Source organism: Fredinandcohnia quinoae, from assembly GCF_022427965.1.
Lineage (GTDB): Bacteria > Bacillota > Bacilli > Bacillales > Bacillaceae_L > Ferdinandcohnia > Ferdinandcohnia quinoae.
Genome location: NZ_JAKTTI010000011.1, coordinates 88,940 through 99,661, shown reverse-complemented (window position 1 = coordinate 99,661; position 10,722 = coordinate 88,940). Strand labels below are relative to the sequence as shown.

Below are 10,722 nucleotides of genomic sequence, written 5' to 3'. Positions count from 1 at the left end.
ATTCAATTATAAACTAAATCTCGTTTTCCAGTGTCCACTTTTAAGACTAACCTCAATATTTATGAAATAAAAGGAAATTTTCCGTCTATTTATTAGTCTGGATTCTAAAACATAAAAAAGCAAGCGAATTATATGCTAATTCGCTTGCTTCTGTTTATTTTTCTATTTCTAAAACGGTAAGTTCCGTCTAATCTGATGCAATCATCTATTTAGTATTTGGGTTTTTGAATCGATCAGGTAAGTCCTCCATGTCCCGTTGATATTGTGGGTTTATTCCATTTTCATCTTCACCATTTGCATCCTCTATATCATTTACTTTTTTACCTTGAGGAGATTTTAACATCCTTTGAATGGTTGAAGTAATGATTTGATCAACATTTCGATTGGTCGTTTTAAGTGGCGCAAACCGCTCAATCTCCTTTATCATCGCTGGATCATCTGAGACATATACATGGTAAAATCTTGGGACAACGGACATCGCAGATAATTTTACCTGTTCCGCAGTTTGGAACCGATCTTCTGAATCAGTCTGATACGCAATAAGTACTTCCTCATCAGTTACTAAAGTTGCCGCATCATGAACATTAGGCATTTGGGTACTTATTTTGCTAATTAGATCAGCAACCTTTTCTCTATCAAGTGTGGGCATTGTATCATATACTTTCGTATCACCAGCAATTGGACTTTTCTGATGGCGTACATAACCAAAATCAGCATTTTGGTTTTTATGATTTTTTCCATCATTGTAGAGGTCAGTCCGATCTGCAATATTTATTGTATTTCCGCTTTTCTCATATATACTTGATTTTGATTTTTCTCCTGTATTTGCACAACCAGATAATGCTGTTAATACACAAAGACCTGTAATAATCATATATTTTTTCAAGTCTTACACCCCCTCAATCTTAGAGTGACCCATTCTTCTAAAATTTCCTCTAGTAATTGATGGAGGATTGACAATATTTTGTGGTACAGTATAACTAGTAGTTGATACGATTGTGAATATGAGGTGAAATAATGATTTGTATTAATAATTGCTGCTATGAAGTTGTAGAAGAAGGAAAGAGCGGCTTTAATGAAGAAGCCTTTAAATCAAGATATAGTGATATTTTAACAAAATATGATTACATAGTGGGTGATTGGGGTTATGAGCAGTTAAGGCTCAAAGGTTTCTTTGATGATCATAATCCAAAGGCAGCATTCGATACAAAAATTAGCACTCTTTCAGAATATTTATTTGAATACTGTAATTTTGGCTGTGCATATTTCGTGGTAAAAAAGGTAAACAAAAAAGGTGCAGGCATTTAATAATGCCCTCACCTTTTTCTGCATCTAGCTCTAGCGCTAAACCCTTCGAAGTCAAATTACGTGTGGCAAGAAAAGTCAAAGAGTAACTTTTTTTCGTCAGAACATTTGCTTGTTGGAGCTATCAAGGAGCTAGCGCAATTGTTTCTTAATATTGTGGTTCAGTATCTACATCTGGATCATCATGGGTTGGATGTGCATCAGGATATTGGCGTGGTATATTTTCATGAAGTGATTTATTCTCATAGTTGAACGCACTATAATATCGCTGTCCTTCTTCCCATGGTGAGCTTTTATTTTCGACTGGCTCATTTTTTCCTCTAGGTGCCCCATAAGGTCCTTCGGGTAATTCCTCGCCAGTTAAATATTCATGCATGATCTCGACGTTTGAAAAGTCAGAATACTGTTTTTCCCTTTTCTTATTGTTAGCCATTTCGAAAACACCTCTACTTATTTCTAGCTATAAAGATAGTGTTTCCGAGTATTAAAGTGAATATGTTACATAATTTCATACAAAAATGAGCGTAACTCTTCTGCATCCTCTTCAGATAATTGATAAGCATGCTCAATGTAGCCAGGTTCATCTAAATCATCTTTTCCAATGATTGCATATCGATTTCCTAATAAATTTATGACAATTAGTTTTCCATAATACCGATCAGAGCGAATGATTGCCAAATCAAATCGCTGGTGCTCACCCATAAAACTAATGAATCGTGTGCTAGTATCAATCGTATCATCATATAAAAAGAAACGTTCACTCATGTTAAAAATCCCCTTTTGAATAATAAATAATATTCTATGCTACACCTATCATAGCATAATAAGAAAATGTCATTTGTATTTATGATAAAATAAATAGGGTACAATTAACAATATAAACGAAAAGGTGATACCGTGTATTTTGTCGATCGGGAAAAAATAGAAAGAACACTAAAATTTATAGAAGAGCATCTTTTATTATTTAACAACCATTCGGTATGGACAAGCATCATTGAAAAAAAAGCACTAGAACGTATTTCACAGCTTTTAATTGATGCAGTTTTAGATGTTGGAAATTCGATGATTGATGGTTTTATCATGCGTGACCCAGGAAGCTATGATGACATTATAGATATTTTAGAAGATGAAAAAGTTATCACCTCCGCTCATGCGAATCAATTTAAAGATATTATCCGACTACGGAAAATACTAGTTCAGGATTATTTAGAGGTAAACCATGATGAACTGATCCTAACGATAAGAGAGAATCTTACATGTGTTCAGTCATTTCCGCAAGCAATAAGAACGTATCTTGAAAATGAACTTGGCCCAGTTTCGGCTTTTTCAAATTAACGAAGTGGTGATAAAAAATGAAAACATATAAAGGTTATTTAATTGATTTAGATGGCACGATGTATCGTGGTAAAGAAAGAATTGAGGAAGCAAGTGATTTTGTAAAGGCTCTGAATGAAAGAGGGGTTCCCTATTTATTTGTAACAAATAATTCATCAAGGATGCCTGAGCAGGTTGCCGAGAAGTTAAGAAAGTTTGATATTCCAGCAACAACAGAACAGGTATTTACAACGAGTCAAGCTACAGCTAATTATATCTATGAAAAAAAACAAGAAGCAACAGTTTATGTAATTGGTGAGGAAGGAATACGTAATGCCGTATTGGATAAGGGATTTACGATCCAAACTGAAAATCCTGATTTCGTTGTTGTAGGTATCGACAGAGCCATTACATATGAAAAATTAGCTTATGCATGTTTGGCTGTAAGAAATGGGGCAACATTTATCTCAACAAATGGGGATATTGCAATTCCAACTGAACGAGGTCTTTTACCAGGAAATGGGTCATTAACCTCTGTCATTACGGTCTCGACTACCGTTCAACCAATCTTTATTGGAAAACCAGAGAAAATAATTATGGAGCAAGCTCAACAGAAGCTAGGTATTCCCTTAGAAGATACACTCATGATTGGAGATAACTATGCTACCGATATCATGGCAGGGATGAATGCTGGAGTGGATACGTTACTTGTTCATACTGGCGTTACCACAAAGGAAATATTAAAAGGCTATGATAAGCAACCAACATATGCAATTAACAGTCTAGATGAATGGATAGAAAGAATATAGGAAAAGGGGACAGAAAATTAATTCTGCCCCTTCTTTTTCGTATTAATTTGTATGCTCTGCTCGGTGTGCTAAGCGACTTGATGCGGAAGCGGCAATTGCCCCTACAATATCGTCTAAAAATGTATGACATTCTCCAGTAGACTTATCATTAAGTCGTTCTAAGATTCCAGGCTTTAGCTTGTCAATGTATCCGTAATTTGTAAATCCAATTGATCCATATACGTTTACAATTGAAAATGCAAGAATTTCATCAACTCCATATAGTCCTTCATCTGCTTTAATTGTAGAAAGTAGGGGTTCCTCTAATAATCCTTTCTCAGCAAGAATATCTAATTGAATCCCCGTTAATATAGCATTTTGAATCTCACGTTTTGTTAATACGCGATCAACATTATGAAGGCATTCCTCCATCTTAAGATTTGGATGATATTTTTTTTGTAGAAAAAAAACTAGTTCGGCAATATCTTGAAGGGTTACCCCTCTTTCTTCCAACGATAATCGTGCTTTACGTTCAATTTCACTCATTTTTTGTTCTTCAGCCATGGTCATCACCTAATTTCTTATTATTATAGTTAAAATATTAATTATTCTGTTTTTTCTAGTTTATCACAAGTAAATGGATTATGTGTCATATAGATGTTTTAAACATATGTTTACATATTATGTGCAGGGAGGGACTGAATATGAAAGAAGCCCTATATGAAAATTATAACCTAAGGATTGATAAGACAATTAATTTCTTTGGTTTTGAAGGGTTCTTCTACCGTAATATACTATATTGTATTGTGCCGAACTCAAATTTGGAACTGGAAGAAATTTTTGAACTAAAACAAATGAGTGATTATTTGATTCAAAATGGGGATATCCGTGTTGCATCGATTCTTCCAACAACTAGTGGACAATTAATTAGTACGATTAATGAACAAAATAGTATAGTTGTCAGATGTCCGGTACACGATAGAAGAACCAGTGAGTCAATTGGGAAGGAATTAGCGAGATTTCATAAGAAAGGAAGGAGCTTTCCATACAGGGTAACAAGATTAAGTCGAATTGGACAGTGGAAATATCTTTGGGAAAAGAGACTTGATCAAATGGAAATGTTTTGGAAGGAGAAAGTGAGACAGCATCCTGAAAATTCGTTTGAAAGATTATTTGTTGAAGCATTCCCATATTATATTGGATTAACAGAGAATGCCATACAATATCTTGTTGATACTGAGCTTGATGAGTACCCTGCTCCAATTGATTCCGCCACAATTTGTCACCATCGTTTTACTGAAATGACATGGGATAAAAATTATTTTTTTAAATTGCCGACAGATTGGGTGTATGACCATTATACGAGGGATATTGCTGAATATATTCGTGATCAACATTCTATCGGAGAAACGAAAATAAATAATCAAATTTATCATTTTATGAATGATTACGAGCGGGTTAGCCCATTATCACCATTTTCTTGGAGATTACTCTATGCTAGATTACTTTTCCCTTTACACTTTTTTGAATGTATTGAAGGATATTATCTTGTTTCATCAGAGGAAAAGATGAAGCGTGAAGAACAAAGACTTACAACCATCATAAATGACTCAAGTGACCATGAACGATTTTTATCGAACTTTTTCAATCAAGTAGGTGTTCAAAAAAGGAAGCTAAATCTTCCTGATGTAAGTTGGCTTGCTCGATAAGATTCCACCGATTAAAATATGCTAAAATATAAATATCTACTATTATATTTTGCTTAGAGGTGCTAACTTATGACAAAACCATACGTATTTATTACAAGGAAACTTTCGGATGACGTAATTGTCGCGTTGCAAGATGTTGCAGAAGTTAAAATGTGGCCTAAAGAGGAAATTGCTGTTCCTCGAGAGGTTTTATTAGAAGAGGCAAAAAAGGCAGCTGCAATTATAACGATGCTTTCTGATAAAATTGATGCAGAACTCATCGATGCAGCACCAAATTTAAAGGTAATTGCTAATCTTGCAGTTGGCTTCGATAATATTGATGTTTCATATGCAAATAGTAAAGGAATTATTGTTTGTAATACCCCAGAGGTATTAACAGATACAACAGCTGATTTAACATTTGCTTTGTTAATGGCAACTTCTAGACGAGTTGTTGAAGCTGCACAGTTTGTTAAAGATGGAAAATGGAAGAGCTGGAGCCCACTCTTACTAGCGGGTCATGATATACATCATAAGACAATTGGAATTGTAGGAATGGGGAAAATTGGTGAAGCTGTTGCCAAGCGTGCTACAGGCTTTGATATGGACATTTTATATCATAATCGTTCAAGAAATCTTGCAGCAGAGAAAAGTCTTGGTGCAAAGTATGTATCCTTTGATGAGCTGATTGAAACAGCAGATTTTATCGTTTGTCTTACTCCACTAACGAATGAAACAAGAAACCTCTTTAATGAAAATAGCTTCAAAAAGATGAAAAAATCAGCTATTTTTATTAATGTTTCTCGAGGTCCTGTCGCTGATGAGGATGCTCTGTATCAGGCATTAGTAAGTGGTGAAATTGCTGCAGCAGGGTTAGATGTATTTGATAAGGAACCAATTGATGCAACCCATCCTTTATTAACACTTACTAATGTTATTGCATTACCGCATATCGGTAGTTCGAGTACGGAAACAAGAGAAATCATGATGGCCTTATGCTGTGATAATGTCATTGCTGTTCTACAAAATGGGAAACCGAAGACACCCGTACGTATTTAATAATAAATGCTAAAATGAGCTCTTTTAATAGGGCTCTTTTTTTAAAGAAAAATAATTTTATAAATGAATAATTGTACATACAGCAGATGATTAAGCGTTTTCAGTCGAGAATATACAGAAAATATGCTCTTGTAAAACAATTGAATTATTATTATAATGTCCTTTATATAAATACAAATGTATTTCTGGGATACACACACTAGAGAGGTGGCTGGAGAAATGGAAAGTATTTCGGTTGGATTATTGGGATTAGGAACTGTGGGGAGTGGTGTTGTTACAATTCTACACAATCATCAGGATAAATTAATGCATCAGGTAGGATGCCCAATTAAGGTAAAACGAGTATTAGTACAAGATTTGCATAAGGATCGGAATGTACATGTGGACCCGACACTTTTAACAACTGATGTAAATGAAGTTATTAATGATCCTGAAATAGATGTGGTAATTGAGGTTATGGGTGGCGTGGAGGAAACGAGACAGCACGTATTGTCATCCCTGCGTAATAAGAAACATGTGGTAACAGCCAACAAGGATCTTATGGCATTATATGGTCCAGAACTCTTAGGTGTTGCTAGTGAAAACGGCTGTGATTTATTTTATGAAGCAAGCGTTGCAGGAGGAATTCCAATTCTAAGAGGTCTTGTAGATGGGTTAGCTTCAGATCGAATTACGAAATTAATGGGAATCGTGAACGGAACAACAAATTTTATTTTAACAAAAATGAGTAAAAATGGTAGTCCATATGAGGACGTTTTAAAAGAAGCCCAAGAATTAGGATATGCTGAATCAGATCCTACTGCAGATGTTGAGGGATTAGATGCTGCTCGGAAAATGGCAATTCTAGCAACACTAGGGTTTTCAATGAATATTGATTTACAGGATGTTCGTGTTCAAGGTATTTCTGCAGTTACTGATGATGATATTGATTACAGCAAAAGGCTAGGCTATACATTAAAGTTAATTGGCATGGCCCATCGAGAAGGAGAAAAGGTGGAAGTGAGTGTCGAACCAACACTATTACCTGATACACATCCACTAGCAACCGTAAATAATGAATATAATGCAGTATACGTTTACGGGGAAGCAGTAGGTGAGACGATGTTTTATGGACCTGGAGCCGGTAGTCTTCCAACGGCAACAGCTATCGTATCTGACCTAGTCGGTGTTATGAAAAATTTAAGACTAGGTGTTAATGGTAGAAGTGCAGTTTCCCCACAGTATGATAAAAAGCTAAAATCTGATTCTGAAATGTTCTCAAAGTACTTCTTGAGAATTCATGTTGAGGACCAGGTAGGTGCATTTGCTAAAATTACTGCAATCTTTTCAGAACGAGGTGTAAGCTTCGAGAAAATCTTGCAACTTCCTTTAAATGATAAAGAAGTGGCTGAGATTGTACTTGTCACGCATAAAACGTCACGTAAGGATTATGAGGAAATTTTACAGCAACTTCGAGATCTCCATATTGTAAAAGAAATAAAGAGTTCATATCGGGTTGAAGGGGATGGATTACAATGAGATGGCAAGGATTAATCCAGCAATATAGAGAGTATCTACCAGTTACAAATGAAACACCTAGATTATCGCTTAATGAAGGAAATACACCACTCCTTCCATTGCACACCCTTTCAGAACAACTTGGAATTGAAATGTATGTGAAGATTGAGGGCGCTAATCCAACTGGATCATTTAAGGATCGTGGAATGGTAATGGCAGTTGCAAAAGCGGTAGAAGAAGGAAGCAAAACTGTCATATGTGCTTCAACTGGAAATACATCAGCAGCGGCTGCAGCATATGCAGCTCGTGCTGGCATTAGATGTATCATCGTTATTCCAGAAGGTAAAATCGCAATGGGTAAGCTGGCACAAGCAGTTATGTATGGTGCTGAAATAATTTCGATTGAAGGAAATTTTGATCAAGCCTTAAAAATTGTTAGAGCGTTGAGTGAATCGTCCCCTATTACTCTCGTTAATTCTGTTAATCCATATCGGATTGAAGGTCAAAAGACAGCTGCTTTTGAAATTTGTGTTCAATTAGGGGGAACTGCCCCTGATGTATTAGCAATACCTGTAGGAAACGCAGGGAATATTACTGCATATTGGAAGGGATTCAAGGAATACAACGAGCGACACAAGACAGGATTACCAGAAATGCATGGATTTGAAGCAGAAGGCTCAGCAGCAATTGTTCGAAATCAAATTATTGAGAATCCAGAGACGGTTGCAACAGCAATTAGAATTGGAAATCCGGCAAGCTGGATTAGTGCGGTAAAGGCAGCGGAAGAATCGAATGGAAAAATAGACGAAGTATCTGATTCTGAAATCCTTGAAGCATACAAATTATTAGCAAGAAATGAAGGTGTTTTTGCTGAACCAGGCTCTTGTGCATCGATTGCTGGTATTATCAAACAGGTCAAATCTGGTGAAATCAAAAAAGGTAGCAAAGTAGTTGCTGTTTTAACTGGAAATGGCTTGAAGGATCCAAATATTGCAATAGAAGCATCATCGATTAAACCAGTCTTACTTCCTTGTGATGAGAAGGTTATCTATGAACATATTAGAGGGGCCGTTCTTCATGAAGTCTAAAAGATCACTGCAAATTACTGTACCTGGAAGTACAGCAAATCTAGGTCCTGGCTTTGATTCTTTGGGATTAGCTGTTAGTCGTTATTTAACATTACATGTAGAGCCCAGTGACAAATGGGAGTTCATACCGATATCTCCTATATTAAATGATATCCCTACAGGTCAAGAGAACTTGGTGTATGTAGTTGCTTCACAGATTGCAAGAGCTTTTAGTAAAGATCTACCACCGATGCGAGTTAATGTATCAAGTGATATTCCGTTAGCAAGAGGCTTAGGGAGTAGTGCAGCAGCGATTGTTGCGGCAATTGAGCTAACAAATGAAATCTGTGATTTACAATTAACAGATGATGAGAAGCTTCAACTAGCATGTCAATATGAGGGGCATCCAGATAATGTAGGTGCATCATTATTTGGTGGCTTAGTAATTGGTTCCCATCGTGGAAGCGAGAATACAGATCTCATTCGAGTGAACACGAATAGCTTCGAGATGGTTGTTCTTATTCCATCGTATGAATTGAAGACAACCGATGCCCGAAAAGTATTACCAGAACAGCTTTCTCATCAGGATGCAGTTAAAGCGAGTGCAATTAGCAATGTGTTGGTGGCAGCACTTTTAACGAATAATATTAAAATGATTGGGAAAATGATGGACCTTGACTTACTTCATCAACCTTATCGTACCTCGTTAATACGGGAGTTCGAAAAAATACGTGAAGCGGCAAAGCGACAAGGAGCATTCGGGGTTGCGATAAGTGGTGCAGGACCTACGGTTATATGCTTTGTTGAGAATGGCAAAGGAAAGGAAGTAAAAGCATCACTTATGAGTGAATTTGAGGATTTTTTAGTTGAGGAAATATCAATTGAAACAAAGGGTAGTACGATTTCTCGATTTGATTTACAGGATTAAAAAAGCGAAACCAAATTGGTTTCGCTTTTACTTGCTTTCATTCAAATGCGCCTTGGCGTATTTGTGCCCAGATTTTTTCGAGCTTGCTCGAAAAGCTTCCTTTAAAAATCTGAGGCATCCGCCGGAGGCTTTAAATTTATTCAGTCGGGGTTAGCCCCCACTGAATTGGAAACTGAGTTACATCCATCTCACCACTTATAGAAGTGGGAGACTTCTACTGAATAAATTTAAAATACTTGTTCAACCTCAACAACACCTGGAACTTCTTCTAATAAAGCACGCTCAATACCTGCTTTTAGAGTGATTGTCGAACTTGGGCAGCTGCCACAAGCACCTAGTAAACGTAATTTTACGATTCCGTCATCCACGTCAACTAATTCACAGTCTCCTCCATCACGCAATAAAAATGGACGAAGTTTATCTAATACTTCCTGAACTTGTTCTTTCATCTCATCAACCATTTTAATTCACTCCTTTCCTTATACCTATTATAATCAGTTTGAATCGAAAAATCTATTATTCAAATTGTGGCATTATATCTATGATGATTATAGTATTTATTTTATCATATTTTCTGTACAATGAAGATAAGAAAGACGTTTGAAAAGGGGAATCCTACATGATTAATAAACAAGTAGAAATTTGTGTTTATGGTGCGGAAGTGCTTTGTCCAAGCTGTGTGAATCTACCATCATCAAAAGAAACTTATGAGTGGCTTGAAGCAGCACTTAGTCGAAAGTTTCCGAATCAGCCATTCTCAATATCCCATGTTGATATTTATAACCCACCCACTGATGAAGCAAAAAAGGAATTCGCGAAAAGGGTAATTGAAGAGGATATGTTCTATCCAGTCGTAGTTCTTGAAGGTGAAGTTGTTGGAGAAGGAAATCCTAAGTTAAAAATTATTTATGCAGAAATGGAGAAATACGGATATAAGGAAAGTGAATAATGTGGATATGCCATTAGATGATTGATCTAATGGTCTTTTTTATGAAGGATTTTCTTAAGCGTTTAAAAAGATTAATCTAGTTGAATATTACCGAATATGAGAGGTGATGTGAATGGGTTGGAATCAC

14 protein-coding genes are annotated in these 10,722 nt (G+C 36.1%); 9 read left to right on the top strand and 5 right to left on the bottom strand.

Annotated elements, in window-relative coordinates:
- Positions 1 to 205: 205 nt before the first annotated feature.
- On the bottom strand, positions 206 to 886 hold the full coding sequence (locus MJG50_RS09415; protein ID WP_240255114.1) for a YhcN/YlaJ family sporulation lipoprotein: 681 nt from the start codon (positions 884 to 886) through the stop codon (positions 206 to 208).
- 131 nt (positions 887 to 1,017) lie between these two features.
- Here MJG50_RS09415 and MJG50_RS09410 point away from each other — a divergent pair, with 131 nt between their 5' ends.
- Entirely contained in the window at positions 1,018 to 1,308 is a 291-nt protein-coding gene (locus tag MJG50_RS09410) for a YutD family protein (protein WP_240255113.1), read from the top strand.
- Positions 1,309 to 1,453: 145 nt separating this feature from the next.
- Here the strand turns inward: MJG50_RS09410 and MJG50_RS09405 are convergent, their stop codons facing one another.
- Positions 1,454 to 1,738 (bottom strand): cytosolic protein, encoded by a 285-nt coding sequence (locus tag MJG50_RS09405; protein ID WP_240255112.1) that lies wholly within the window; start codon positions 1,736 to 1,738, stop codon positions 1,454 to 1,456.
- A 65-nt stretch (positions 1,739 to 1,803) separates the two neighbouring features.
- The gene (locus MJG50_RS09400; RefSeq protein WP_240255111.1) at positions 1,804 to 2,070 is read right to left on the bottom strand and encodes a DUF3055 domain-containing protein; all 267 of its coding nucleotides are present in this window, start codon (positions 2,068 to 2,070) and stop codon (positions 1,804 to 1,806) included.
- A gap of 132 nt (positions 2,071 to 2,202) precedes the next feature.
- On the opposite strand from MJG50_RS09400, the gene hepT reads away from it, so the two are divergent.
- The gene (hepT, locus tag MJG50_RS09395) at positions 2,203 to 2,640 is read left to right on the top strand and encodes a type VII toxin-antitoxin system HepT family RNase toxin (protein ID WP_240255109.1); all 438 of its coding nucleotides are present in this window, start codon (positions 2,203 to 2,205) and stop codon (positions 2,638 to 2,640) included.
- 17 nt (positions 2,641 to 2,657) lie between these two features.
- Positions 2,658 to 3,428 (top strand): TIGR01457 family HAD-type hydrolase, encoded by a 771-nt coding sequence (locus MJG50_RS09390; RefSeq protein WP_240255107.1) that lies wholly within the window; start codon positions 2,658 to 2,660, stop codon positions 3,426 to 3,428.
- 42 nt (positions 3,429 to 3,470) lie between these two features.
- On the opposite strand, the gene MJG50_RS09385 is transcribed toward MJG50_RS09390, so the two are convergent.
- The gene (locus MJG50_RS09385; RefSeq protein WP_240255105.1) at positions 3,471 to 3,971 is read right to left on the bottom strand and encodes a phosphatidylglycerophosphatase A family protein; all 501 of its coding nucleotides are present in this window, start codon (positions 3,969 to 3,971) and stop codon (positions 3,471 to 3,473) included.
- A gap of 140 nt (positions 3,972 to 4,111) precedes the next feature.
- On the opposite strand from MJG50_RS09385, the gene yutH reads away from it, so the two are divergent.
- The 5 genes from yutH (at position 4,112) to thrB (ending at position 9,646) form a co-directional block, all read left to right on the top strand.
- Positions 4,112 to 5,116, top strand: coding sequence for a spore coat putative kinase YutH (gene yutH / locus MJG50_RS09380; protein WP_240255103.1), 1,005 nt, complete (start codon positions 4,112 to 4,114; stop codon positions 5,114 to 5,116).
- A 69-nt stretch (positions 5,117 to 5,185) separates the two neighbouring features.
- Positions 5,186 to 6,154, top strand: coding sequence for a 2-hydroxyacid dehydrogenase (locus MJG50_RS09375; protein ID WP_240255101.1), 969 nt, complete (start codon positions 5,186 to 5,188; stop codon positions 6,152 to 6,154).
- A 219-nt stretch (positions 6,155 to 6,373) separates the two neighbouring features.
- Positions 6,374 to 7,672 carry a homoserine dehydrogenase gene (locus tag MJG50_RS09370; RefSeq protein WP_240255099.1) on the top strand — a complete coding sequence of 433 codons (1,299 nt, stop codon included), beginning with the start codon at positions 6,374 to 6,376 and terminating at the stop codon, positions 7,670 to 7,672.
- On the top strand, positions 7,669 to 8,739 hold the full coding sequence (thrC, locus tag MJG50_RS09365; protein ID WP_240255097.1) for a threonine synthase: 1,071 nt from the start codon (positions 7,669 to 7,671) through the stop codon (positions 8,737 to 8,739). The genes MJG50_RS09370 and thrC overlap by 4 nt, the downstream gene beginning before the upstream one ends.
- Complete coding sequence (thrB, locus tag MJG50_RS09360) at positions 8,729 to 9,646, top strand: homoserine kinase (protein WP_240255095.1); 918 nt, start codon at positions 8,729 to 8,731, stop codon at positions 9,644 to 9,646. The genes thrC and thrB overlap by 11 nt, the downstream gene beginning before the upstream one ends.
- 227 nt (positions 9,647 to 9,873) lie before the next feature.
- Here the strand turns inward: thrB and MJG50_RS09355 are convergent, their stop codons facing one another.
- Positions 9,874 to 10,107, bottom strand: a complete 234-nt coding sequence (locus tag MJG50_RS09355) for a NifU family protein (RefSeq protein WP_240255093.1) — start codon at positions 10,105 to 10,107, stop codon at positions 9,874 to 9,876.
- Between the two features lie 158 nt (positions 10,108 to 10,265).
- Between MJG50_RS09355 and MJG50_RS09350 the strand changes: the two genes are divergently transcribed.
- Positions 10,266 to 10,595 (top strand): YuzD family protein, encoded by a 330-nt coding sequence (locus tag MJG50_RS09350; protein WP_240255091.1) that lies wholly within the window; start codon positions 10,266 to 10,268, stop codon positions 10,593 to 10,595.
- Positions 10,596 to 10,722: the final 127 nt, after the last annotated feature.

What these genes read in the sequence shown, in the direction of transcription:
- MJG50_RS09410 (WP_240255113.1), top strand. Translation starts at nt 1,018, where the DNA reads ATGATTTGTATTAATAATTGCTGCTATGAAGTTGTAGAAGAAGGAAAG.
- MJG50_RS09405 (WP_240255112.1), bottom strand. Translation starts at nt 1,738, where the DNA reads ATGGCTAACAATAAGAAAAGGGAAAAACAGTATTCTGACTTTTCAAAC.
- MJG50_RS09400 (WP_240255111.1), bottom strand. Translation starts at nt 2,070, where the DNA reads ATGAGTGAACGTTTCTTTTTATATGATGATACGATTGATACTAGCACA.
- MJG50_RS09390 (WP_240255107.1), top strand. Translation starts at nt 2,658, where the DNA reads ATGAAAACATATAAAGGTTATTTAATTGATTTAGATGGCACGATGTAT.
- MJG50_RS09385 (WP_240255105.1), bottom strand. Translation starts at nt 3,971, where the DNA reads ATGGCTGAAGAACAAAAAATGAGTGAAATTGAACGTAAAGCACGATTA.
- yutH (WP_240255103.1), top strand. Translation starts at nt 4,112, where the DNA reads ATGAAAGAAGCCCTATATGAAAATTATAACCTAAGGATTGATAAGACA.
- MJG50_RS09375 (WP_240255101.1), top strand. Translation starts at nt 5,186, where the DNA reads ATGACAAAACCATACGTATTTATTACAAGGAAACTTTCGGATGACGTA.
- MJG50_RS09370 (WP_240255099.1), top strand. Translation starts at nt 6,374, where the DNA reads ATGGAAAGTATTTCGGTTGGATTATTGGGATTAGGAACTGTGGGGAGT.
- thrC (WP_240255097.1), top strand. Translation starts at nt 7,669, where the DNA reads ATGAGATGGCAAGGATTAATCCAGCAATATAGAGAGTATCTACCAGTT.
- thrB (WP_240255095.1), top strand. Translation starts at nt 8,729, where the DNA reads ATGAAGTCTAAAAGATCACTGCAAATTACTGTACCTGGAAGTACAGCA.
- MJG50_RS09355 (WP_240255093.1), bottom strand. Translation starts at nt 10,107, where the DNA reads ATGGTTGATGAGATGAAAGAACAAGTTCAGGAAGTATTAGATAAACTT.
- MJG50_RS09350 (WP_240255091.1), top strand. Translation starts at nt 10,266, where the DNA reads ATGATTAATAAACAAGTAGAAATTTGTGTTTATGGTGCGGAAGTGCTT.